The 24295-nt window shown below is 73.1% G+C and carries 22 protein-coding genes; 14 read left to right on the forward strand and 8 right to left on the reverse strand.

Features of this window, described 5'->3' with window-relative positions:
* Positions 1-54 precede the first annotated feature (54 nt).
* Positions 55-4443, reverse strand: coding sequence for a LamG-like jellyroll fold domain-containing protein (locus ABYE80_RS04485; protein WP_372789004.1), 4389 nt, complete (start codon positions 4441-4443; stop codon positions 55-57).
* Positions 4444-4757: 314 nt separating this feature from the next.
* On the opposite strand from ABYE80_RS04485, the gene ABYE80_RS04490 reads away from it, so the two are divergent.
* From ABYE80_RS04490 to ABYE80_RS04515, 6 genes are all read left to right on the forward strand, one after another.
* On the forward strand, positions 4758-5270 hold the full coding sequence (locus ABYE80_RS04490; protein WP_372789006.1) for a TasA family protein: 513 nt from the start codon (positions 4758-4760) through the stop codon (positions 5268-5270).
* Positions 5271-5433: 163 nt separating this feature from the next.
* Positions 5434-6039, forward strand: a complete 606-nt coding sequence (locus tag ABYE80_RS04495) for a signal peptidase I (protein WP_372789008.1) — start codon at positions 5434-5436, stop codon at positions 6037-6039.
* A 4-nt stretch (positions 6040-6043) separates the two neighbouring features.
* Entirely contained in the window at positions 6044-7885 is a 1842-nt protein-coding gene (locus ABYE80_RS04500; RefSeq protein ID WP_372789010.1) for an Ig-like domain-containing protein, read from the forward strand.
* Positions 7885-8688 (forward strand): hypothetical protein, encoded by an 804-nt coding sequence (locus ABYE80_RS04505; protein WP_372789012.1) that lies wholly within the window; start codon positions 7885-7887, stop codon positions 8686-8688. Before ABYE80_RS04500 ends, ABYE80_RS04505 begins: the two co-directional genes overlap by 1 nt.
* On the forward strand, positions 8688-9797 hold the full coding sequence (locus ABYE80_RS04510) for a GAF domain-containing protein (protein ID WP_372789014.1): 1110 nt from the start codon (positions 8688-8690) through the stop codon (positions 9795-9797). Before ABYE80_RS04505 ends, ABYE80_RS04510 begins: the two co-directional genes overlap by 1 nt.
* Complete coding sequence (locus ABYE80_RS04515; protein ID WP_372789015.1) at positions 9798-11309, forward strand: ATP-binding protein; 1512 nt, start codon at positions 9798-9800, stop codon at positions 11307-11309.
* On the opposite strand, the gene ABYE80_RS04520 is transcribed toward ABYE80_RS04515, so the two are convergent.
* Complete coding sequence (locus ABYE80_RS04520) at positions 11288-11986, reverse strand: response regulator transcription factor (protein WP_372789016.1); 699 nt, start codon at positions 11984-11986, stop codon at positions 11288-11290. The genes ABYE80_RS04515 and ABYE80_RS04520 overlap by 22 nt on opposite strands.
* A 65-nt stretch (positions 11987-12051) precedes the next feature.
* On the opposite strand from ABYE80_RS04520, the gene ABYE80_RS04525 reads away from it, so the two are divergent.
* Together ABYE80_RS04525 and ABYE80_RS04530 are read left to right on the forward strand one after the other, a co-directional pair.
* A complete protein-coding gene (locus ABYE80_RS04525; RefSeq protein WP_372789018.1) occupies positions 12052-13137 on the forward strand; it encodes an SDR family oxidoreductase in 1086 nt (361 codons plus the stop codon).
* 1 nt (position 13138) lies between these two features.
* Complete coding sequence (locus tag ABYE80_RS04530; RefSeq protein ID WP_372789020.1) at positions 13139-13960, forward strand: transglutaminase family protein; 822 nt, start codon at positions 13139-13141, stop codon at positions 13958-13960.
* A gap of 11 nt (positions 13961-13971) precedes the next feature.
* Here ABYE80_RS04530 and ABYE80_RS04535 read toward each other — a convergent pair whose 3' ends face one another.
* Positions 13972-15009 carry an SDR family NAD(P)-dependent oxidoreductase gene (locus tag ABYE80_RS04535; RefSeq protein WP_372789022.1) on the reverse strand — a complete coding sequence of 346 codons (1038 nt, stop codon included), beginning with the start codon at positions 15007-15009 and terminating at the stop codon, positions 13972-13974.
* Between the two features lie 74 nt (positions 15010-15083).
* Here ABYE80_RS04535 and ABYE80_RS04540 point away from each other — a divergent pair, with 74 nt between their 5' ends.
* Complete coding sequence (locus ABYE80_RS04540) at positions 15084-15935, forward strand: alpha/beta fold hydrolase (RefSeq protein ID WP_372789023.1); 852 nt, start codon at positions 15084-15086, stop codon at positions 15933-15935.
* Here ABYE80_RS04540 and ABYE80_RS04545 read toward each other — a convergent pair.
* Together ABYE80_RS04545 and tadA are read right to left on the reverse strand one after the other, a co-directional pair.
* Positions 15902-16444 (reverse strand): hypothetical protein, encoded by a 543-nt coding sequence (locus ABYE80_RS04545; protein ID WP_372789025.1) that lies wholly within the window; start codon positions 16442-16444, stop codon positions 15902-15904. The genes ABYE80_RS04540 and ABYE80_RS04545 overlap by 34 nt on opposite strands.
* A gap of 11 nt (positions 16445-16455) precedes the next feature.
* Complete coding sequence (gene tadA, locus ABYE80_RS04550; RefSeq protein WP_372789040.1) at positions 16456-16944, reverse strand: tRNA adenosine(34) deaminase TadA; 489 nt, start codon at positions 16942-16944, stop codon at positions 16456-16458.
* Between the two features lie 60 nt (positions 16945-17004).
* On the opposite strand from tadA, the gene ABYE80_RS04555 reads away from it, so the two are divergent.
* Complete coding sequence (locus ABYE80_RS04555) at positions 17005-18378, forward strand: S8 family serine peptidase (protein ID WP_372789026.1); 1374 nt, start codon at positions 17005-17007, stop codon at positions 18376-18378.
* A gap of 232 nt (positions 18379-18610) precedes the next feature.
* Here ABYE80_RS04555 and ABYE80_RS04560 read toward each other — a convergent pair whose 3' ends face one another.
* From ABYE80_RS04560 to ABYE80_RS04570, 3 genes are all read right to left on the reverse strand, one after another.
* On the reverse strand, positions 18611-19006 hold the full coding sequence (locus ABYE80_RS04560) for a hypothetical protein (protein ID WP_372789028.1): 396 nt from the start codon (positions 19004-19006) through the stop codon (positions 18611-18613).
* A gap of 75 nt (positions 19007-19081) precedes the next feature.
* Positions 19082-19600 (reverse strand): hypothetical protein, encoded by a 519-nt coding sequence (locus ABYE80_RS04565; protein ID WP_372789030.1) that lies wholly within the window; start codon positions 19598-19600, stop codon positions 19082-19084.
* Between the two features lie 141 nt (positions 19601-19741).
* On the reverse strand, positions 19742-20188 hold the full coding sequence (locus tag ABYE80_RS04570) for a universal stress protein (RefSeq protein ID WP_372789031.1): 447 nt from the start codon (positions 20186-20188) through the stop codon (positions 19742-19744).
* Positions 20189-20284: 96 nt separating this feature from the next.
* On the opposite strand from ABYE80_RS04570, the gene ABYE80_RS04575 reads away from it, so the two are divergent.
* The 4 genes from ABYE80_RS04575 to ABYE80_RS04590 form a co-directional block, all read left to right on the forward strand.
* The gene (locus tag ABYE80_RS04575; protein WP_372789032.1) at positions 20285-21076 is read left to right on the forward strand and encodes a tyrosine-protein phosphatase; all 792 of its coding nucleotides are present in this window, start codon (positions 20285-20287) and stop codon (positions 21074-21076) included.
* 227 nt (positions 21077-21303) lie between these two features.
* Positions 21304-22497 carry a glycosyltransferase family 2 protein gene (locus ABYE80_RS04580; protein ID WP_372789034.1) on the forward strand — a complete coding sequence of 398 codons (1194 nt, stop codon included), beginning with the start codon at positions 21304-21306 and terminating at the stop codon, positions 22495-22497.
* Positions 22494-23645, forward strand: coding sequence for a glycosyltransferase (locus tag ABYE80_RS04585; protein WP_372789036.1), 1152 nt, complete (start codon positions 22494-22496; stop codon positions 23643-23645). The genes ABYE80_RS04580 and ABYE80_RS04585 overlap by 4 nt, the downstream gene beginning before the upstream one ends.
* Positions 23624-24295 (forward strand): ChbG/HpnK family deacetylase (locus ABYE80_RS04590; RefSeq protein ID WP_372789038.1); only part of this gene is annotated, 672 nt, incomplete at its 3' end. The genes ABYE80_RS04585 and ABYE80_RS04590, both read left to right, overlap by 22 nt.

The following is a 24295-nucleotide window of genomic DNA, read 5'->3' on the forward strand; positions in this document are numbered from 1 at the left end:
AGGGTATCGAGGGTCGCGCCCCGAACGTCGCCCGCCCGTGCCCGCCGGTGATGGCTACCGGCGCACGACCCTGATCCTCGCCGCGTCGCGGCCGGTCCTCGCGACGCGGATGCCCGCCCCGCGCGGCGGGAGGGTGCGGAGGCGGAAGCGCATCGTCCCGGTCGGGGCTCGCTTGGAGATCCTGACGCGCGCGGTGAACCTGCCGCGGGCGTCGACGCGGACGGTCCGAACCCGCTTCCACCGCTTCGCTCGGTAGACGTCGAGCATCACGACCTTGTCGCCGGTGCGCGCGAAGTCGCCCGACAGGGTCCCGCGCAGGACGGCGGCCCGACCCCGCCGCACGCGAGTCCGGACGGCCTTGACCCGGATACGCGGACGCAGGTATCGCCCCCTGCGAGACGAGGGCGTCGACCCCCTCGGTGACGAGCGGGGCGTCCGCTCCGCCGAGGCCGTCGAGGACGACGGCGCCACCAACGCGGCCGGCCCGACCGGTGCGGCGTTCGGGTCCGTCGTGGCCGGTCGGGAGCTGTCCGCGACGGTCGGCGCCGGACCGGGGGGAACGGTCGGCACGTCGATCAGCTTCCCGATCTGCTCGCTGCTCAGGGCGACGTCGTACAGCCGCACCTCGTCGATGAGGCCGCTGTAGAACTCCCCGGACCAGACCCCGTTGCCGCCGATGCGCAGCACGCCCGTGGAGGACGGCGCAGCCGATGCGGCGACGCTGTCGACCATGAGGCCGTTGACCCACAGCCGCAGCCGCGACCCGTCGAACGTGGCGGCCAGGTGCGTCCACACGCCGGGCTGGATCTGCTGCGGTGCGTACGCGGTCGTCTCGTCGGTGCTCGCGTTCGGGCGCTTCTGACCGCCGCCGTTCGTCGTGTAGAGGGAGTAGGCCGATGAGCCTCCGCGCTCGCGCAGGAGCACCGTGTCGTAGGTGCCGACCTGATCGGGCTTGACCCACGCGGCCATCGTCATCCGGCCGCTGAAGTCGAGTTCCGGGGCCACCCCGACGGTCACCCAGTCGTCGACACCGTCGAAGGACAGCGCGCCCGCGATCCGGCCGTCGGGCGCCGGTGTCGCACCGCGGACGACGCCGTGCAGCCCGTTGCCGGAGGCGTCCGGCGTCACGCTGCCCGGCCCCACCTCGTCGAGGGACCACCGGGCGACCGGGAGCGGCCCCGCGTCGGGCACCGCCGCGTCGCGGTCGGCGGCCAGCTGCGCCTCCGTGAGCGCTCGGTCGTACACGCGCACGTCGTCGATCACCCCGCGGAAGTTCTCGTTCGTCCACACGGCGTTGCCGCCGATCCGCAGCACCCCATCGGACGGCGCGGCCGACGCGACCGGCGTCGTGGACGCCAAGCGCCCGTCGAGGTAGAGCTTGAGGTGGGTGCCGTCGGCGACCATCGCGAGGTTGACCCACCGGTCACGCGCGATCGTGTCCGGGGCGTACGTCGCGACGTCGCCGAACGTCGCGTGCGGTTGCCGCCCGGCGCTGTCGGTGGCGTACAGCGAGTACGAGGCGCGGCCCGGCGCCTCCTTCAGGACGACCGTGTTGTAGCCGCCGGCCGCCGCGTCGAGCTGCACCCAGGCGGAGAGGGTGCCCGTCGTCGTGAGGTCCAGGGCTCCTGCGTCCGCGATCGTGACCAGGTCGTCGACCCCGTCGAACCGCAGCGCCTTCCCGTGGTAGCCGGCGCTCGTCCAGGCCACCCCGCCGGAGAGCTCCCCGTCGAGGCCGTTGCCGGAGGAGTCGCGCGCGACCATGCCGCGTCCCTCGTCGAACCCGTACTGGGCGACGGGCTTCGGCGCCGCGGTCGACGGCGGCGGGGTCGGGACGCCGACGGCCATGTCGGCCGCGATCTCGGTCCCGGTCAGCGCCCGCGCGTAGAGCCGGACGTCGTCGATCGTCCCGTCGAAGAACTCGTCCGACCACACGCTCGTCCCACCGATGCGCAGGGGGTCGGAGGTCCGCTGGACCGCGGTGACCACCGGCGCGCGGTTGACGGCGACACCGTCGATCCACAGGATCGCCTCGGACCCGTCGGACGTCAGCGCGAGGTGGACCCAGTCGCCGGTGCCGACGGCCGACGGGGAGAACACCGCGGCGTCCCCGGCGAAGGCGCTCGGCCGACGCGCGTCGCCCGAGGTGGCGTACAACGCGTAGGCGAGCGTGCCGGGCGCCTCCTTGATCAGCACGTTGTCGTAGCGGCCGAGCGCCTCGGGACGCACCCACGCCGAGAGGGTCATCCGCCCCGTCAGGTCCAGGGCGTCGTCGTCGGCGACCGTCACCCAGTCGTCGATCCCGTCGAACCGCAGGGCACCCCCGTGCCGACCGCCGGTGACCCACGTCCCGCCGCGCAGGACGCCGTCGTGCTCGGCGCCGGAGGAGTCGCGGGCGACCCCGCCCGAGGCGTCGTCGAAGCCGTAGGCCGCCACCGGAGCGATCGGTCCGAGGTCCTCGTACGCCGCGGTGAGGGTGACGTCCTGCGCGGGGACGACGTAGGCGCTGCGCTCGCGCGCGCCGCCGTCGCTCCAGCCCGTGAACCGGTAGCGACGCCCCTCGCGGTCGAAGCCCGCGGGGGCGGAGATCGCCACCGTCGAGCCGATCGGGAACTGCCCCGCCCACGGGCTCGTCCGCACCGTGCCGGCGATCGTCAGCGCAACGCCCTCGGGCGTGCTGGCGAACGTGAGGGTCGTGGCGGTGCGTGCGACCGGCGCGGACAGCGTCGCGGTCGAGGAGGCCCACCGGTCGCGGGCGATCGCGAGATACCGGTAGGTCCCGGTCTCGGCGGCACCCGCGTCCTGGCACGAGGTCCCGGCGCTCACCGCGACCGAGCAGACCTCGGTGACCCCGGCGTCGTCGGGGGTGAACGGGTCGGGACCGTCGTGACGCAGCACCCGTACCGAGGTGAGGCGGGGGTCATCGGCCGGCAGGGACCAGGAGATCCGGACGCCGCCGGTCTCGCGCGCGGCAGTCACCGCCGCCGGCGCCGCCGGGCGGCGCAGATCCTCGACGACGTTGGCCACGAACCGCTGCATACGGGCGTCGACCGACACCCCGGGTGGGCGGGTCGGGTAGGCGTCCAGCGTCCACGGGAGCTGCAGGGTGCCCGCCGCGAAGATCCGTGCTCCCGACGGCGCGACCGAGCGCACGAGGTCGGCGCCGGGTTCGGACCGCGCCGTGCCGTCGTAGGAGAAGAACCTCGTCGCGGTGCCCGCCGAGCACCCGGGAACGATGGTGTCCCACTCGTAGCCGACGACGCCGGGCACGGAGTCCCCCGCGGTGAACCCGGTTCCCGCGAGCCACGGATCCCCCAGCGAGGCCGCGTCGAACGCGTACCCGCGCAGGGTGTAGTTGGTGGTGTCGTGGCCGCCGTACTGGACGCCGATCAGCTTGCACTCGGCTCGGCCCAGGTTGCGGAACAGCGTCGTGCGCTCGCGCGACACGGGCCACGGGTCGGGCTCGTACTTGTAGATCGCGAAGGTCCGGTAGTCGTCCTCGTAGCGGATCTGCCAGTAGCCGATGTTGGCGCCGACGAACATGACGTTCGTCCCGCGGGCGACCGCCGTGTCGAAGCCGTCGCGCGTGGCGCTGTCCCAGTACTCCTGGTGACCCTCGACGACGACGTTGCGGTGCTGCAGCAGCACCGCCGGGTCCCGCGCGACGTCGATGTCGCTGACGTAGTCGATCGGGTAGCCCTGCCGTTCGAGCCAGCGGACCATCGCGTGGTTCGTGTAGCCCGGGCCGGTCGTGTGCAGGCGGGGGTCGGGCGCCTGGGGGCGGTCGTAGCTGAGCTTGACCGCGGGCGCCGGGGTGCTGTTGTAGGTGTAGGAGCTGCGGCCACCCCAGTTGTTGTAGGCGACCTGCGTCGAGCTCTCGGCGACCTTGAGGATCGCGGACCGCGCTGCGCCCGGGGCCGGTCGCACGACGAACGGCACGCGGACGGACCTGCTCTCGCCGGGCCCGCCGGCGAGCACGATCTCGGCGAGGTACTCGCCGCTGACCCCGTCCGACGGCACGGTCCACGTGTCGGTGACGTCCCAGCCCGCGGCGAGGAGCCCCGTACTCGCGTCCGGCGTGCCGGGCGGGGACTGTGCGACCGCCGGCCGTGTCGCGGTGCACCCCACGGGCAGGCAGGCGACACGACGGCCTCCCGCGCCGCCGTACCAGCCCAGCCGGTGGATCTCGATCCGATAGGCCGCCGTGGCCTTCACGGCGAGCGACAGCGGCTGCCCGGCGCCCACGCTCGTGGCCAGCGCGTACGCCTCGAGGTCGGCGGGGGCGGCATCGACGCCCTGCCAGAAGGCGTCGCCGGGCAGGGCGTTCTCCTGTTGCACCGGGTGGGGCGGGGTGCTCTGGGCCTGCGCGGGGAACGGCGCGACGAGGCACGCGAGGATCCCCAACAGGGGGAGGACGGACGCGGAGGAGGGGCGGGGGGTGATCATGTGGGACAACTCGCTTCGACTCCCGGTCGCGGCGCTCGGGCCCCCCGGGCCGATCCGCGACCTGCAACACACGACGTTCCTGCTGTCCCTGACGCCGACCGTCCACAGCACGGACCAGCGCCGAGCGATCGTACCCGAGCCGTGCTCGCAACGCGAGATCCGCTCCTCGGAGCCACGACCTACGCGCCTGCCGCAGAGAGCCGCCGGCGTGCGCGAGCACCGATACACGATCGATACCGAGGCGATCCCGAACTGCGACACGGCCTCCCGATAGTGCTCCCATCACGCAAACCGCAGCACCAAGGGAGACCACAATGCCCCGCAACAACCGCCGTACCGTCGCCGCCCTCGCCACCGTCCTCGCCTCCGTGGGCGTCGCGGTCGGATCAGGCGCGAGCTTCTCGTCGCAGACCGCCAACCCGGCCAACACCTTCTCGTCCGGAACGCTGGTGCAGTCCAACTCCAAGAACGGCCTGGCGATCGTCACCGGCGCCAACATGAAGCCCGGCGACGTCAAGACCGGCGAGGTCACGATCACCAACACCGGCACCCTGGGCGGCACCTTCGTCCTCTCGGAGAAGAACGCGGTCAACGGCTTCACGTCCGGCTCGATGACCCTGAAGATCGACGACCTGACCGCCAACAAGAGCGTCTACTCCGGCGATCTCGGCAAGGTCGCCACGTCCGGCATCGCCCTCGGCGACTTCGCCCCCAACGAGGCCCACACGTACAAGTTCACGGTGAAGCTCGAGAGCTCGGCCCCGAACGCCGACCAGGGCAAGAGCGCCACGGCCGACTACCAGTGGGACGCGACCGTCACCCCGTAGCGCCGCCTGAAGCACCGCTGCACCCAGAACCGCCGGTGGACCGATCCGGTGCGCGGCGAGCGGGGACCCCGAACAGGGGTCCCCGCTTCGTCGTCCCGGGGCTGATACCCGGCTGATACCGAACCGCTTCCGAACTGCTCCCCACGCCTCCGATCCTCATCCCATGGCCGCCACCGTCACCCTCCTGAGACGCCTCGCAGGTACCGCCGTCCTGGCCGTCTGCGTGGGGCTCGCCGGCCTCATGCTCGTCCCCGCCCTGCTGGGCTACGAGCGCTACGTGATCGTCTCCGGCTCGATGACGGGGACGATCGACACGGGCTCGATCGTCTACGCCAAGGCGGTCCCGACCGAGAGCCTCGTCGTCGGTGACGTCATCACCTACGCCCCGCCGGCCGGGGCGAGCCCGACGGAGCTCGTCACCCACCGCATCGCGTCGATCACGCCCGGCCCGCGCGGCGAGCGGGTGTACGTGACCAAGGGCGATCACAACCCCGCCGTCGACCCGTGGACGTTCACCCTCACCGCACCGACACAGGCCCGTGAGCAGTTCCACGTCCCGTACGTCGGCTACGTGTTCGCCGCGCTCTCGGTCCGCGAGATCCGGATGGCCGTCATCGGCGGCCCGGCGCTCCTGATCGCGCTCCTGACGCTCGCCGGCCTGGTCCGCGATTCGCGCCGCGACGCCGCCGGTCCCGTGCCGGGGACGGACACGCCGACCGCGCAGCCCCTGGACCGGGACGTCGTCGCCCCCGTGGTCGCGCACCTCTGACGCCGTGCAACGCCGCTCGCACATCCGCTCGCTCCTGGCTCTCACCGCGCTCTGCGCGGCGCTGGTCGTCGGGGCAGCGACGTCGGGCGCCGTCTACACCTCCACCTCGACCAACCGCGGCAACGCCTTCACGGCCGCGACGGACTGGGTGCCCCCGTCCGTCTCGCTGACCAACCCGGGCACGCCGCTGCGCGGGAGCGTCATCCTGACCGCCGCCGCCACGGACTCGGGGTCGGGCGTGGCCTCGGTCCGCCTGCAGCGCTCGCCGGCCGGGACCACGACCTGGACGGACGTGTGCACCCGCACCGCGGCGCCGTACACGTGCTCCTGGAACACCGCTTCGGTCACCGACGGGCGCTACGACCTGCGCGCCGTGGCCGTTGACGCCGCCGGCAACACCGCCACCTCGACGATCGTCGCCGACCGCCTCGTCGACAACACGGCCCCGACGCCGGTCCTCGTCGATCCGGGCGAGGCCATCCGCGGCACCGTGACCCTGGCCCAGGCGAGCACCGACACCGGGTCCGGTGTCGCCTCGGTGCGCTACGAGTGGTCCCCCGCGCTGTCCGGTGCGTGGACCGCGATCTGCACCAGCACCGCCGCCCCGTTCTCGTGCGCGTTCGCGACGGCGACCGCAGCGACCCCCAACGGCGACTACGACCTGCGGATCACCGTCACGGACGCCGCTGGGAACGGCTCGACCGCGGTCATCGAGGGGGTGCTCATCGACAACACCGCTCCGACCGTGACCATGACCAACCCGGGCTCTCCGCTCAGCGGCGTCGTGGACCTCACCGCGACGGCGGCCGACGAGGACTCCGGGATCGCGACCGTCGCGATCCAGCGCGCGCCCGCCGGCGGGACGACCTGGACCACGGTGTGCACCGCGAGCGTCGCGCCCTACCGCTGCCGCTTCGACACCACCACGGTCGCCGACGGTCTCTACGACGTGCGGGCGGTCGCGAGCGACGTCGCCGGCAACACCACCACCTCCGCGACGATCGCCAACCGCCGTGTGGACAACAGCGTCTCCTCGGTCTCCGTGAACGACCCGGGGGACTTCCTGCGCGGGACCGTGACCCTGACGGCGAACGCCAACTCCAACGTGGGGGTCGCCTCCGTGCGCATCCAGCGCGCACCGACGGGCAAGACGACCTGGACCGACATCTGCACCGACACGACCGCGCCGTACGAGTGCACCCTGAACACGGCCGCCGGCGCGACGCCGGACGGCAGCTACGACTTCCGCGCGATCATGGTCAACGGGACCGGCGCGACGACCACGTCGTCCACGGTCGTCGGCCGCATGATCGACAACACCCCCGTGCGCGGCCACGACATCGATGCGATCAACGGCACCGGGACGCTCGGCCGCCCCGACAGCGGTGACACGCTCCTGCTGACCTACACCGAGGCCATGCGGCCGACCTCGCTGCTCACCGGCTGGACGGGGCTGACGCCGATGCCGGTCTACCTGCGGTTCCGTGACGGCAAGCTCGACGGCGGCTCGTCGTCGTCCGACGTCCTGCAGTTCAGCGCCGACCCGGCCGGCCTCGTCCCGACCGGCCTGGGCTCCGTCGCGTTGCTGACCGACTCGGTGAAGAAGAGCAAGACCGTGGTGCTCGCCGGTACCGCCGTCCTCACCTCGGTCACCGTCAACGGCGTCGCCGCGAGCCGCGTGACGATCACGCTCGGGGCGGTGGTCTCCGGCGCGGGCGACCTGTCCACCCGGACGAACAAGACCGCGATGGCCTGGACCCCGACCGCGGCGGCCTTGGACCTCGCGGGCAACCCCTGCTCGACCTCCCCGGTGACCGAGTCCGGTGTGCTGGACGCCAACTTCTGATGACGACGAATCCGCACCCACGCACGCGCGCCCTGGTCGTCCTCGCCTGGGGCTGCGCGGTCGTCGTCGCCACGGCCGGCGTCGGTGACGCGGACCGAGGCCTGCGCGCGCTCATCGACGACGGCCCGCTCGGCCCACTGGTCCCCGGCCAGGGCGGCCAGGTGGTCCGTCCGCCGGTCGAGGCCGCCTCGCCCAGCACGCGCTCGGCGGCGCCCGGCGGCGACGCCCTCCCCCCGTCCACGGACGGCGGCTCGCGCCGAGCGACCACGAACACGGCTGCCAGCACGAAGGCCGCCGTCACGCTGATCGCTGCGGCGGGACCGCGGCGCCGGCACGTGCCGGGTACGTCGGGCGACGCGGAGCCGGTTGGCGGCGCCGGTGCGGCCGGGACGCTGTCGCTCGACGACGGGACCCCTGGAGCCCTCCCACGGATCGAGACCTCAGGTGTCCGCCCGGGCACCAGCGAGACGATGCGGGTGCGCGTGGTCAACAGCGGCGCGGCGCCGGCCCGCCTCGTCGCCGGACCCGCCGGGTTGACGGACCGTCCCGGATCCCTGGGCGGACGGTTGTCGCAGCGGCTTATCCTGCGCATCACCGATGTCGACGGCACCGTGCGCACCGCCTCGCCCCTCGCTGCCGCGGGTCCCACCGCGCTGCCGGTCGTCCCGGCCCGCGCAAGCCGGACGTGGCTCGTGACGCTCGCGTTCCCCGACGGCGGGCCGCCCCCGTCACCGACGAGCGGGGACAACGTCTACCAGGGCGCGGACGTCACCTTCCGGCTGGCGCTCACGGAGATCCGGTGATGCTGCCGGACCAGTCGGAGGCACGCCGCCTGCTCGCGCTGGACGACCTCGAGATCCTCGACACCGCCCCCGAGGAGCGCTTCGATCGCATCACCCGCATGGCCGCCCAGGTCCTGGACGCGCCGAACGCGATGATCACGTTGGTGGACCGCGACCGCCAGTGGGCGAAGTCGTTCGCGGGACCACCCGAGGGCAGGGTCCCGGAGGTCCCGCGAAAGCAGTCGTTCTGTCGCTTCACGCTGGTCGACGACCGCCCGCTGGTCGTCCCGGACGCCCGTGTGGACGAGCGGTTCGCGGACAACCCGCTCGTCACCGGACCGCCCGGCATCGTGTTCTACGCCGGGGCGCCGATCCACGCTCGTGACGGCTCGCCGGTCGGAGCGCTCTGCGTCACCGACTCGACGCCACGAGAGCTCACCCCGGAGCAGCGCGAGGTGCTCGAGCAGCTCGCCCACTGGGTGGACCTCGAGCTGGGCATGCAGCGGGAGCGGGAGGAGCTGGCCCGGATGCAGCGTCGCTTCGTGGGCATCGCCTCCCACGAGCTCCGCACGCCGCTCACGACCCTCAAGGGTCAGGTCGAGGAGCTGCTCGACCCGCTGGACGACGACGAGGAGCATCGCCGCGAGGCGACGGAGGCGATCGACCGCTCGACCGCGAGGCTCGTCGATCTCGTCGAGGACGTGCTGCTCGGCTCGCGCGCCGAGACGGCGGACACCGCGCTGGCCCCCGAGCAGTTCAATCTCACAGAGCTCGTCCGGGACGTGCTGCACGAGCTCGGCGAGCGTGCCGAGGGCGTCGTCCAGCACGGCGACGAGCCGGTCCGGATCGTCGCCGACCGCCGCCGGGTCAGGACCGCGGTACGCGGGCTGCTGCGCGACGTGCTGGAACCACGAGGAGGTACGGTCGCGCTCACCGTGCGCCGCGAAGCAGACACCGCGCTCCTGGTCCTCGAGGCTCCGGTCGCACCCGCCGGCGTCGGACTCGCCATCGCGCGCGCGGTCGTCGTGCTGCACAAGGGCCGGCTCGACGTGCGCCACGGCCCGCAGAGCTGCGGCGCCACGCTGGCCCTCCCGGTCGCCGGACCCTCCACGGACGACCTGGACTCCTAGGTGCGCGCGCTTCGCCTCGACCGCCTCGTCCGGAGGGTGGTGATCATCGAGGCGCTCGTCGCCGCGCTGCTGGTCACCGTCAGCGTCGGCGTGGTCGTGTCCGGCCAGAAGGTCGAGCAGCGGTCCGACGAGGTCAGCGAGACCCTCCTGGACCTGCAGGCGGTGCGCGGCGAGGTCCTCTCGGCCGAGACGGGCCTCCGGGGCTACATCCTGTCGGGTCGCCTGGCGTTCCTGCAGCCGTACCTCGCCGGAGAGCGTCGCGTCGAGCAGGGCGTCCGGCGCGTCACGGAGCGGATGCCCGCCGAGCATCGCGCGGAGGCTCGCGACCTCGGAACGCGCTTCGCCCGCTGGCGCACGACGTTCGCGGAGCCGGTGCTCGCCCGGATCGCCGCGGGCGACCGGTCCGGGGCCCAGCCCATGATCGTGGCGGGCGTCGGGAAGGCCCAGATCGACGCCATCCGCGGACGCATCGCCGACCTCTCGGCCCGGGAGCGTGAGCGCCTGCGCGACGAGCAGGACCGCGCGGGTCTCGTGCAGGCGGTCGGCCTGTCGGTGATCGCCCTGCTCAGCCTCACCGCCGTCGCCGTGGGGTTCCTGCTGCTGCGCGTCCTCCGCCGGCAGGTCGTGCATCCGGTCGAAGGTCTCGCCACGGCCAGCGGCGCGTTCGGGGCCGGGGATCTCGCGGCCCGCGCCCCGGTCGCCGGCGTCATGGAGGCGCGCGTCGCCGCCGAGGCCTTCAACGAGATGGCCGGTCGGCTCGGCCGGACGGTCGCCGACCTGCGTGAGCTCGACGAGCTGAAGAGCCGCTTCGTGTCGACGGTCTCGCACGAGCTCCGCACGCCGCTCACCTCGATCATGGGCTTCGCGGACGAGCTGACCGAGGAGGCCGGCACGCTCAGTGAGAGCCAGCGCGAGGCGGTCGAGGTGATCGTCCGCAACGCCGGCCACCTGGAGGCCATCATCAACGACCTGCTGCTGCTGTCGAGCCTCGAGTCGGGGCGCGTGCAGCTGACCCGCGATGCGCTCGACGTGGGCGCGCTCGCCACGGAGCTGTGCCGCGAGCTCGAACCCCAGGCGCGTGAGCGCGGGATCACGCTGAGGACCGAGCTGGGCCCGCGCCTGGCAGTGCGGGGCGACCGTCAGCGCCTGCGTCAGGCCCTCGCCAACCTCGTGAACAACGCGATCAAGTTCAGCCCCGGGGACGCCGAGGTCGTGGTCCGCGCGACGCGCTCCGCGGAGGACGTCGTGATCGCGGTACGCGACAGCGGTCCCGGCATCCCGGAGACGGAGCACGCGCAGCTCGGGCACAGGTTCTTCCGGGCCTCGACGGCGACCGGGGTCTCGGGTACGGGGCTCGGGCTGGCGATCACGCGCGAGATCGTGGAGCGCCACCACGGGCGGCTCGAGATCGAGAGCGAGCTCGGCCGGGGATCCACCTTCCGCCTCGTGCTCCCGGTCACCGCACGCGACGAGCGGGATCCGGCCCCACCTCAGCTCCGCGCTGCCACGTAGCGGTAGCCGAACCCGCGCACCGTCTCGATCGTCTCGCCTGCGACCCGGCCGTCGAGCCGCTTGCGCAGCCGGCCCACGATGAGCTTGACCTGCTCGCGCTGGATGTACGGGTCGCCCCACACCAGGTCGATGATCTGGTCGGTGCTGAGCACCTGGTTGGGGTTCCGGACGAAGGCCGCGAGCAGCCGGAACTCCGTCGGCGTCAGGCGCAGCTCCTCGCCGCCGACCACGACCGTGCGCTGACGATGGTCCACGGTGAGCGCCGCGTCGCTGTACACGTCCAGGCCCTCGTCGCGACCGTCGGCGGTCGTCGTGAGCGCCGCCCGGCGCAGCAGCGCATCGACCCGGGCCGCGAGCTCCTGCCGCCCGAACGGCTTGGACACGAAGTCGTCGGCGCCGCTGCGCAGCCCGCGCACCCGGTCGAGCTCGTCCCCTTGGGCGGTCAGCATCAGCACCGGCACGTCGCTCAGCTCACGCACGCGCTCGAGCACCTGCCAGCCGTCCATCCCGGGCAGGCCGATGTCGAGCACGACCACGTCGGGGCGCTGCTCGAAGAACGCGCGCAGTCCCGCCTCGCCGTCCGCGCACAGGCGCACGTCGTGACCGGAGCGCTCCATGAGCCGGGTCACGAGCCGGCCGACGTCCGGGTCGTCCTCGATCACCAGCACCAGGGTCATGCCGCGGAAATCTACGTCCTCCTCCGGCAGGACCCCCCACCAGCCCGACGTGCGAGGATCGCGCCATGGCCTCGACATGCTTCGTCACCGGCGGCACCGGCTTCCTCGGCCGGTTCGTGATCAGGGAGCTGCTGGAGCGCGGCGCGACGGTCCACGCGCTCGTCCGCCCGCAGTCCCGTGACCGGCTCCTGCGGATCGCCCAGGATCTCGGCGCGGACGACTCCCGCCTGATCCCCGTGCCCGGCGACATCTCGCGTGACGGGCTCACGCTCGACGCGTTCGGCGCGCCCATCGAGCACCTCGTGCACCTCGCCGCGATCTACGACATGGACGCCGATGCGCGCGAGCTCGCCGAGGCGAACGTGGAGGGGACGCGGCGCGTCCTGGACTTCGCGGCCTCCCACGACGCCGGCACGTTCCACATGATCTCCTCGGTCGCGGCAGCGGGCACCTACGAGGGATCGTTCCCCGAGGCGGACCCCCGCCACGGGCAGGTGTTCACCCATCCGTACCACGCGTCGAAGTTCGAGAGCGAGGTCCTGGTCCGGGACACCGCCGCGATGCCGTTCCGGATCTACCGCCCGGGCGCGGTCGTCGGGACGACCGACACCGGGGAGACCGACAAGCTCGACGGCGTCTACGCGCTCTTCCCGCTCGCGGCCGCGCTCAGGAGCATGCCCTCGCTGGCGGTGGTGCCCGTGCCCCGGATGGGCCGCCTCCCCACGGTCCCCGTGGACCGCTGCGCCGAGGCGATCGCCCACATCGCGCTCACCGACGACCCCAGCCACGGCGACACGTTCGGGCTCACGGCGACCGAGGACGAGCGGGTCCACGAGATCCTCGCCGCGCTGTGCGCCCACGCGGGGGGTCCGCGGGTCGTTCCGGCCCTGCCGGAGATCACCGGCTCGATCGCGTTCTGGGCCGGGCAGATCGCCGGACGCCTGCCGGTGGTGGGCGGCGTGCGGGACAAGACCCTGACCGCGATCGGCGTGTCGCCGGGCCTGATCGACGCGGCACCCTTCCGCTGCCACTTCGAGACCACGAGGACCCGGGCCGCCCTGGCGGGCTCGGGCATCGTGATCCCCCCGCTGGTCGATTACCTCCCTGCCCTCTGGGAGGGCTGGAAGCGGATCCGCAGGCAGGCCGCCTGACATGCGCGGAGACGCCGACCTGCCCTTGCTCGTGGGTTGCGAGTTCGTCGTGGAGACCTCCCAGCCGACGGTGGCGATCATGCAGGTCGCCCCCGCGCCCGACCCGCGCGTGCGGCTCGACATCGAGCAGTGGGAGACGCACTCGGACCACCACAGCTACGTCGACCACTACGGCAACCGCTGCGAGCGGTTGACGATCCCGGTCGGTGTCTCGCGACTCGCCTACCGGTCCGAGCTGTGCCTGTCGCGCCCGGACGACGTCATCGCTCCGGACGCGCGGGAGGTCCCGATCGACGAGCTGCCGGACGAGGTCCTCGCGTACGTGTTGCCGAGCCGCTTCGTGCTGCCCGACGAGCTCGGCCAGGAGGCCTGGGACCTGTTCGGGAGCCTGCCCTCCGGGTGGTCGCGCGTGCAGGCGATCGTCGACCACGTCCACGGACATCTCGAATGGGTCAGCGGCGCGTCGAACCCGTGGACGACGGCCGTCGACGCCAACCGCGCCGGCCAGGGCGTGTGCCGGGATTTCGCCCACCTGGCGATCACGTACTGCCGGGCGCTCAACATCCCGGCCCGGTACGCCTTCGGCTATCTGCCGGCGGTCGACGTCCCCCCGCCCGCGGAGGGCATGGACTTCGCCGCCTGGTTCGAGGTCTACCTCGCGGACGGCTGGCACACGTTCGACGCCCGCAACAACGAGCCCCGGTCGGGGCGGGTCGTCGTCGGACGTGGCCGCGACGCGACGGATGTCGCGCTGCTCACGTCCTTCGGTCCGGTGACCCTCACGAACTTCAGCGTCACCGCCGAGGAGCGGCCCAGCAGCTGACCCGCCGGGCGCTACCAGTGCGTGCCGCGCGTCAGGTTCGCGAACGCGACACCGGTCGCGTTGGGCGTCCCGTCCTCATCGGTCCCGGGGGACGCCGCCGGCTCCGCGGGCACGTCGGCCTTCGCGGCACGCGAGTCGGGGAACATCTTGAACCCGCGGTTGCGCACGAGGTCCATCGTGTCCGGCGAGAGCGTGTCGATGAACGCGGCCGCGCTGCCGAAGGGCGGGCCGAGGCGGCGAGGCCGGTGGATGACGGCTCGGGCCACCAGCGCTCCCGCCTGCTCCGGGGTCAGCGCCGGGAACCGCTCGTACATCTTGGTCGGCGCGATCATCGGCGTGCGCACCAGCGGCATGTGGATGGTCGTGAACCGCACGTTCTCGTCGCGGACCTCGGCCTGCAGCGCGTCACACAGCGTGTCCAGCGCGGCCTTCGAGGCGATGTAGGCGCCGAAGCGCGGCGTGCGGGTCTGCACACCGGCCGACGAGATGTTGATGATGTGCCCGCCGTGGGCCTCGCGCATCCCCGGAAGGAACCGGAGGATCAGCCGGACCGCGGCGAAGTAGTTGAGCTGCATGGTGCGCTCGTAGTCGTGGAACCGGTCGTAGGACAGCGCGACCGACCGGCGGATCGACCGGCCGGCGTTGTTGACCAGGACGTCGACCTTGCCGTGATCGGCGAGGACTCCGGCGGCCACCTCGTCGAGCGCGTCGAAGTCCGAGAGGTCGCAGCGTCGCGGATCGGCGGTCCCGCCCGCCTGCTCGATCTCGACGGCCAGCTCCTGGAGCTTGTCGAGCGACCGGGCGAGCAGCACGACCGTGCCGCCGGCCGCCCCGATCTGGCGCGCCGCCTCCTGCCCGATACCCGACGACGAGCCGGTGACCACGATCACCCGGTCGCGCACGGCCTGCTCCAGGGACCCGGGGCCACGGAGGAGATCCATCGGGCGGAGCACGACGGGCCGGTTGGACAGATCGTTGACGAGGCCGACGGGCTTCGCGGCGAGCGCCGCAAGCTCCTTCAGACCCGGGATCGCGGGGAGACCAGCCATGCCCCGAGCCTAGCGCGTGAACACCGACGTTCGCTCGACGGACCGAACAGCCGCTCGGTCGCTACCCTTCCCCGATGCCCGAGATCACTCCCGCGCTCTACCGCGCCGGCCACGGGGAGCCCGTCGTTCTCCTGCACGGCTTCACCGGTACCTGGCACCACTGGCGTCCCGTCCTGGCCGACCTGGTAGGCCGCTACGAGGTCATCGCCCCCACGCTCGCCGGCCACGCCGGTGGGCCGCTGTTCGAGGCCGACGACCTCAGCCTCGAGGCTGCCGCCGACCACCTCGCCGGTCACCTCGACGACCTCGGCGTGCAGTCCGCCCACCTCGTGGGCAACAGCATGGGCGGCGCCCTGGCGATCGAGCTCGCCAAGCGCGGTCGCGCCCGCAGCGTCGTGGCGCTCGCGCCCGGCGGCGGCTGGGAGCCGGGCCACGCGGAGTCCCAGCGCCTCGCGAGGTTCTTCACCCGCACGATCAAGCTCTCGCGGGCCGCCGCCCCCCGGGCCCCCAAGCTGCTGGCCCGGCCGGGAGCCCGCAAGCTGGCCTTCCGCGACATCATGCGCCACGGCGAGCTCGTGCAGCCCGCCGACGCCGTCGATCTCGTGCGCGAGTCCCTGCAGTGCGCGGTGAGCGAGCGGGTCATCTCGGCGCTGGAGGCGGGGACCCCGGTCCTCTCGGGCCTCGACGCCGTCCGCGCCCCGGTGCTGCTGGCCTGGCCGCAGTACGACCGCATCCTGCCGATGCCCCTGCACTCCCCCAGACTGCGCCGGGAGATCCCCGGCAACGAGTTCCGGGTCCTGCCCGGCTGCGGGCACGTGCCGATGTGGGACGACCCGCGCCTGATCGTCCGGACGATCAGCGAGTGGGTCGACCGTCACGCGACGGCCGAGGGTCAGCCGACCACCCTCGCGGCCAGCACGGCGTAGCGCAGGCCGCGGGTCTTCAACCGCACGGCGTGGGCCACGTTGCCCTCGACCGTGCGGACCTTGCCGCCCTTGGGCGTTCCGCGGACCAGCGCCACGTGCGACGCGCGGAGTCCAGCGCGGAAGCGGAAGAACAGGAGATCGCCCTTGCGCACCCGCCCGATCGCGATGGCGCGCAGCCCACGCCGGCGGGCCACCGCGTCGGCGTACGAGCGGTCGGGATCGATCAGGCGCACGCTGAGCCGCACCCCCGCCCGCCGGAACGCCTGGTGGATGAGCGCGCCGCACCACGGCCGGCAGGGCGGCACGCGCAGGCCCATGTCCCGGACCCAGCGGTCGATCCGGGGCGAGCAGTTCGTCGTGCCGCGTTCCCGGTGGGGTGCCTGTGCGACCGCCCACGACACGGCCCGCTCCCGGGCGCGATGGAGGTCCTTCGCGTCCGCGGTACCGGCGAACGCGCCCGGCAGCGTCACCAGGACGGCGCAGGCGGCGGTGGCAGATCGGCGGCGCATCACCACCGACGCTAGCGCGTCCGGCGCTCCCGGAAGAACGTCCGCAGCAACTCGGCGCACTCGTCGGCCAGCACCCCGGCGACCACCTCCGGACGGTGGTTCAGACGCGGCTCGGCCAGGACGGCGAGCACGCTCCCGGCCGCCCCGGCCTTCGGATCCGTGCAGCCGTAGACCACCCGGGGCACCCTGCTCAGGACGATCGCGCCCGCGCACATCGCGCACGGCTCGAGCGTGACGTACAGCGTGGCGGCGAGCACACGCCAGGAGCCGACGCTCTGCGCGGCGCGCCGCAGCGCCAGGATCTCGGCGTGGGCGGTGGGATCCGCCTGGAGTTCGCGCTCGTTGTGCCCGCGGCCGAGGATGCGGCTGTCGTCGGCGAGCACCACGGCACCGATGGGAACGTCGTCGTGGGCGAGTGCCGATCGGGCCTCGTCGAGCGCGAGGCGCATGCCGATCGCATGGTCTTGTGCATGGCCCACGCCGGTCACCTGATGCGTCATCATCGCTGAAGGCGCACAACTCCGGCCCACGCGCGTTGTTGGAGGGGTGTCAGCAGGTCCATGCCACCCATCACGATGCCCTCCCACACCAGCAGCCACGCCGCCCGAGCGGTGCTCGTCGGGGTGGGCGTGTGGCTCGCGATCGGCGCCGCCCCGGCCCACGCGGTCGAGGTCGTGCCCGGCGAGGTCGTGGTCGGCGAGATCCCGGCCGGACAGACGGTGGGCGACGGTCCTCGCGCGGTGAGCAGCGCCCGCAGACGCGCCCGTCACCGCGTGGTCCGCGTGCGCGACATCGACAAGGCGATCCGGGCCATCAGGCAGCGCGACAACGTCGTCTACGCCGTGCCCAACGTCAAGGCCCGTGCCGCGGGATACATCCCCAACGACCCGGGGCGCGGCAAGACGCCCGGCGGCTGGCGGGACGTCCAGTGGAACTTCATCGGCCCGTTCTCCGTCAACGCGCCCGAGGCGTGGTCGAACCTCGCCGCGGTCAAGCGCTACGGCGGTCGCGGCGTGACCGTCGCGGTGCTCGACACCGGGGTCGCCTACCGGGCGCGCAAGCCGTTCCTCAAGTCCCCGGACCTGCAGACCCGGCAGTTCGTGCGCGGCTACGACTTCGTCGACCGCGACCCCTACCCGAACGACAGCAACGGCCACGGCACGCACGTCGCGTCGACGATCGCCGAGCAGACGAACAACGGGTACGGCCTGACCGGTCTCGCCTACGGCGCGAGGATCATGCCCGTGCGCGTCCTCGACGACCAGGGCGAAGGCGACGCGAGCGACATCGCCGACGGGGTCCGCTTCGCCGCGCGCAAGGGGGCCGACGTCATCAACCTCAGCCTCGAGTTCTCCAGCGACGTGACCGCGCGCCAGATCCCGGAGCTGATCGACGCGATCCGCTACGCCCACGCGAAGGGCGCGATCATCGTCGGAGCGTCGGGCAACGAAGGGCACCGCGCCATCGCCTATCCCGCCCGGGCCGCCAACGTGATCTCGGTCGGCGCCACGACCGAGCGCGGGTGCCTCTCGGACTTCTCGAACGTCGGCAGCGGGCTCGACATCGTCGCCCCGGGCGGCGGTGCGGACGCCGCGTACGCCGACGACCCGAACTGCCGGCCGGACCAGGCCGCGGGTCGCGACATCTTCCAGATCACCCTCAAGGGCAAGAGCCGGCGCACGTTCGGGCTGCCCGGCGACTACCAGGGCACCTCGATGGCCGCGCCCCACGTCTCGGCAACGGCCGCCCTCGTGCTGTCCTCCCGCGTCCTGGGACGCAACCCGAGTCCCTCGAAGGTCGAGAAGCACCTCGAGGCGACGGCGACGGACCTCGGCGCACCGGGCCACGACAGCCGCTACGGAGCGGGCCTGCTGAACGCCGGCAAGGCGACGAGGCCGATCCTGCCGCCGCCCGTCGCGACGCCGTCGCGCTGACCCGGGGCGCCCGGTCACGGCACGGGCACCCGTCCGCCTCCGGGTCCGCTCCGCGGACGCCGCGACGCCCGCCGCGGACCGGAGTTCCGAGGCGGGCGTCGGGATACCCGGTCACGCGAGACGGCCGGGTGGGTCACGGCTGGGGAGACCGTGACCGGGTGGTCACGGCTGGGGAGACCGTGACCGGGTGGGGTACGACGGGGTGGGGTTGGGACGTTCGCTGCTCTGCGGGCTACCGCGACGTGGCGCGGCGACGGCGCTGCAACACGACCGCGCCTCCCATGAGGAGCAGACCGAAGCCTCCGATGATCAGGGGCTCGGCGCCGGTGAAGGCGAGCTGGCTCGGGGTCGTGCCGGTCGCAGCCGCGGTTGCCGCCGGGGCGGCGCTCTGCTGCGTGCCGGCAACGCCACCCGAGGCACGGGTCGGTGCGACCTCGCTGGTGCCCTTGCTGGTCGTGGTCGGCTTGGTCGACTGGGCCTCGGTCGTCGACGTCGGGGTCGTGACCGTGGGGACGGTCGAGGTGTAGTCGCTGAGGTCGTCCTGCGCAACGGCCGGTGCGGCCATCGCGAGCACCGCTGTGGTTGCGGTGAGGGCGATGCGACGGATCTGGTGTGTGGTCATGAGCATGATGGTCTCCTCCCTGCCAGGAGCATGGGGTTGGGCGAATCGCGGACGCGGACGCCGAGATCGGTTGGTGGGTTCTCAGACCGCGAGGGCGGATGCCCCGGAGCGGGTGAAACGGGAGAGCTTTCGTTCGGCACGGAGGGACGCCTCGGTGAGGGACTCGGAGGTGCGCACCGCGGCGACCGCCGCGGTCAGCGTCACGGCGCGCCCGCAGCGGGACCGCAGCCGATCGACGAAGGCGAAGGCCTCGTCCAGGCCGGACGAGGGCATGAGCAGGCCGACGCGACCCTCGGGAAGCGGGACGAGCACGTCGTCCGCGGCCAGCTCGTTGCGCCACTGCGGGACGATGAACGCGCTGTCGAGCTCGATGCCTCCGCGACGGCGCCGCAGGCCTCCACGGCGGGGGTCGACGCGGAGCACGACGACGCTCACCGGCTCGTCGCGCTGGTGAGCACCCCGGGCGGTGAGCTGGGCGGACATCGGCCAGCCGTCCTCGCGAACGGGCCGCTGGAGGGCGACGACGCCTGCGGTGGGTTGCGGAGCCGACTCCCGCTGGGGGAAGGCGATCGTGACTCCCTGCCGAGCCATTGCTTCCATGCAGGGAATCTTCCGCGATCCTGGGGGTACCAAACCTCCTGAAACAGAAGGGTTCGGGAGCCTGTTGCCGGGTCCCCCTGTCGATGGCTGCGGCTCGTCCGATCGGAGGACCCGGTGGGCCCGATCGGCTCGCCGCCCGCGTCAGATGGTCCGGACGATCAGGACGCTGCAGGGTGCGTGGTGGCTCACCTTGTTCGGCACCGAGCCCAGGAGGAACCGCTTGGCTCCGGTCATGCCCTTGTTCCCGACCACGATGAGATCGGAATCGAGCTCCTCGGCGACGTCGAGGATCGCGTCGGCCGGATCGCCCTGCCGCGCGTGCACCCGGACGTCGACGACGCCCTTCTCCCGGGCGTCCTCGGCGGCCTTCTCGAGTGTCGCATCGACGTCCTCGCGCGGCGTGATCATCCACTGCAGGTCGCCGGGGACCTGCTGCTGCTCCTCGCGCAGGCGCTGCCCCGAGACGGGCTCGTACGCGCTGACGATCTCGAGGCGCGCCCCGAGCTGGGCGGCGAGGGCGACGGCGCGCCCCACGGCCTTCTGTGCGGTATCGGACCCATCGGTACCGACGACGATCGACGTGAACATGGTCCAACCCTAACCGCAAGCCCGTAGCGCGCGGGTGATGTCCCGCACACCCGGCGGATGTGACACCCTGAGCCCTCTTCTGCGCCCCCTGCTTCCGTGATCGACCTCCACTGCCACATCCTTCCCGGCGTCGACGACGGACCCGCCACCATGGAGGACGCGGTCGCGCTCGCGCGTGCCCACGTGGAGGCCGGCACCAGCACGGTCGTCGCGACGTCACACGTCTCCTGGGACTACCAGGACAACGGCCCTGCGAACCTGCTGCCGGCCGTCGAGGCCCTGCGGGCCCGGCTCGCGGAGGAAGACGTCCCGCTGGAGGTCCTGCCCGGCGCCGAGATCGCGATGACGAGGGTCGACGCCCTCGACAACGGCGATCTCGCCGCGCTGAAGCTCGGCGGCAGTGCCTGGCTGCTCATCGAGTGCCCCTTCTCGCCCAGCGCCGCGGCGTTCGCCCCGGTCCTCGACGTCCTGCAGGCGCGCGGGCACCGGATCGTCCTGGCCCACCCGGAGCGCTGCCCCGCGTTCCACCGTGAGCCCGAGCGCCTGTCCGCGTACGTGTCGCAGGGCATGCTCACCTCGCTGACCGCCGGCGCCTTCGTCGGGAGCTTCGGCCGCGAGGTGGAGAAGGTCGCCCGCGAGTTCCTGGCCGAGGGGCTCGTGCACAGCGTCGCCAGCGACGCACACGATCTGCGACGCCGCCCGCCCGGCATCCGCGAGCACCTGCTCGCGGCCGGGCTCGACCCGGCGCTGACCGAGTGGCTCGGCCGGGACGTGCCCGCCGCGATCCTGGGCGGCGACCGCATCCCCATGGCGCCCGTGACCTTCCCGAAGCCGAGCCGGGGCGGGGTCCTCGGACGGCTGCGGGCCAGGACCGGCAGCGGCCGCTGACGCGTGAGACGGTCGGCTCGCCGCGGGTCAGGCGAGCTTGGTGATCGCGATGATGATGCTGGCGAGCACGAACACGACGATCAGTGCCTGCATCCAGAGCCAGAAGGGGGACACGCGCGGGATCGTAACGGGACGCCGCGTTGCGACCGACGTAGACTCGCCGCGTGGAGCAGAGCGCCCAGCCAGACTCGGACCGTGACCGAGGGCGAGCCCGCCTCTCCGCCTGCTTGATCGTCCGCGACGAGGAGCGACGCCTGCCCGACGCGCTGGCCAGCGTGGCGTTCTGCGACGAGGTCGTGGTCGTCGACTCGGGCTCGACCGATCGGACCGTCGCCATCGCGCGCGACGCGGGGGCCACGGTCGTCGAGCACCCCTGGTCGGGGTTCGGAGCCCAACGCAACGTCGCCATCGATCACGCCACGGGTGACTGGATCCTGGAGGTGGACGCCGACGAGACGATCACGCCGGAGTTGGCGTGCGAGATCCGCGCCTTCCTCGACGACCCCTCCCTGAGCGGCGCGCACCCGTTGGTGGCGCTGCCGATGCGCCACCGGTTCCTCGGCGGCTGGCTGGAGCAGTCGGCGAAGTACCCGGGCTACCGGTACAGGCTCTTCCGCCGTACGGCCTACCGCCACGACGAGGCCCGCGCCGTCCACGAGGGTCTCGTCGCGTCGACCACGGTGTGGGCCATGCGCGGCGACATGACGCACGAGCTCGCATCGACGTGGCGGGAGGCGCGGGAGGACGCCTGGCGCTACGCGCGGCTGGAGGCCTCCCACTTCCAGCTGCGTCCGACGCCAGGAGCGGTGCTGCGCGGTGCGCTGCTGCGGCCGGCTGCGAAGGCCGTGTACCGCCTCGTGGCCGACGGCGCGTGGCGCGACGGCTGGCGCGGCGTCGTGAAGGTCGGGATCGACACCGCGGTCGACGTCGCCGTGTGGGTCCTGGCGGCGCGTCGCGGAGCCGGCACGGCAGACCGGTCGCGCGGCCACTACAGCGTCCAGCCGCCCCCGGGCGGACCGGTGCGGCTCGTGGGACTCGCGACCACGCCCGCCGGGTCGGCGGCGATGGCGTCGTGGCTGCTGGAGGCCTCTGCCGCCGGCGCCGACGTCGTCCTGCTGAGCAGCAGCGCCGACACGCTCGTGCCCTCGCCGCCACGCGACGGCTCGCTCGTCCACGCGGACCGGCTGCGCGTGGTGCCGCTGCCCTCCACCGGCCTCTTCGGACTCGCCCGCGCCCTGGACCGGGAGCGCCAGGTGCGGCGCATCGACGCGGTCGTCTGCGACGAGCGCGGACTGCGCACCCGCGCGCAGATGGTCCTGCGGAGCGTCGTCCGAGGGGCCAGGATCCTGGGGACGACCGCCCCGGCCGCGACCAGTGCCACGAGGCTGCACGACGAGACGCGCGACCCGGTGCCGGCGTGAGGTCGGTCGTCGTCACCACCGGCACGCCGACGCTCGGAACCGGTCGCGCGCTGCGCACCTACGGGATCGTGGCTGCGCTGGCCCGGTCCGGTCCCGTCGACGTCGTGCACACCGTGCACGGCGCCCCGGAGCCCGACGCCGCGTTCCGCGCGCTCGAGCACGTGCGCTACCACCCGGTCGTCCCGTCTCGCGGCGTGGGCCGCGCGGTCAGCTACGCCGCCGCACGGCTGCGCGGCACGCCGAAGGACTTCGCTCGCGGGATCTCGCGGGAGCTCGTCGCGCGGACGGTGGAGCTGACCGACGGCGACGAACATGTCCGCCTGGTCGCCGACGGCCCGATCGAGGCGCAGGCCCTGCGTCGGCTGGGGTCCCGCGTGATCTACAACGCGCACAACCTCGAGTCGCAGTTGCGTGCGGACATCGGCGACAGCGGGTCGCGCCGCTCGCTCGAGCGGTTCGAACGGCGGCTGCTGCGCCGATGCGGCGAGGCGTGGATGGCCAGCCGCGCGGACCTCGAGGGCGCGCGCGCCCTGTGCCCGACGGCGACGCTCCGCTACATGCCCAACGTGGTCGACGTCGAGGCCATCCGGCCCCGGATCGCCGAACCCCCACCCGGCACGCCGCCGCGAGTGCTGTTCCTGGCCAGCTGGTCCTACGCCCCGAACGCCGAGGCCGGAGCGTTCCTGGTTCGGGACGTCCTGCCCCGGCTGCAGGCCGTCGTCCCCGACGTGCGCCTCGTCCTCGCGGGCGGCGGCGCGGCGCAGGCGCTCGGTCTGGACGCCGGCGATCCGCCGCCGGGGGTCGAGCTGCCCGGATTCGTGCCCGACCTGGACCCGCTGTACGACGCGGCGACATGCGTCGTGGTTCCGCTGCTCACGGGCAGCGGGTCCCCGCTCAAGCTCATCGAGGCCCTCGCGCACGGGGTACCGGTCATCACCACGCCGCGTGGCGCGGCGGGGGTGGACGGCGACGCGGGACACGACTACCTCGTGGCGGACGGGGCCCAGGGAGTGACCGACGCGCTGACCGGGGTGCTGCGCGGCGGCTCGCCGTGGCTGGGCCCGGCGGGCCGTGCGCTCGCGGAGAACAGGTACTCGCTTGCCGCGCTTGCGCATAGGATCGCGGAATGCGGGGACTCCTCATCGTGAACGCCGATGACTGGGGAGCCGCGCTCGCCGCCACCACCGCCATCCTGACCGCCTTCCGCGCCGGCGCCGTCACGTCGACCAGCGCGATGGTGTTCATGGCCGACAGCGAGCGCGCCGCCGAGGTGGCACGCGAGGAATCCGTCCCCACCGGCCTGCACCTGAACCTCTCGCAGCGCTTCGACGGGGAGACGGTGCCCGCGAAGGCACAGGACCACCATGAGCGCGCGCTGACGCAGTTCCGCGACCCAGCCCGCGCACGCTGGCGGTTCACCCGGGCAGCGCATCGTGCTGCGACCCTCACCATCCGTGACCAGCTCGCCGAGTTCCGCCGGATCTACGGGCGACCGCCGACGCACGTGGACTCCCACCACCACGTCCACGTCTCGCCGAGCGTGTTCCTGTCCCCGGCCCTGACCCCGGGAAGCCGGGTCCGGCAGACCCGCAGCCCGGCGCCTCACGCCCCGCGCGTCTGGGCGGGCCCGCGGGTCGCCCGCCGCGTCAAGCACCGGCTGCTGTCCTCCAGGTTCCACACGACGCAGCGGTTCTGGGCGATCGACGACGTGCATCCAGCCCGCGGCGGGTCCGGCTTCGACCGCGCCGCGTCGATCGTGCATCGCGAGCCGGTGGAGATCATGTGCCACCCGTCGTTC

It is taken from the genome of Paraconexibacter sp. (genome assembly GCF_041602235.1).
Classification (GTDB): Bacteria; Actinomycetota; Thermoleophilia; order Solirubrobacterales; family Solirubrobacteraceae; genus Paraconexibacter.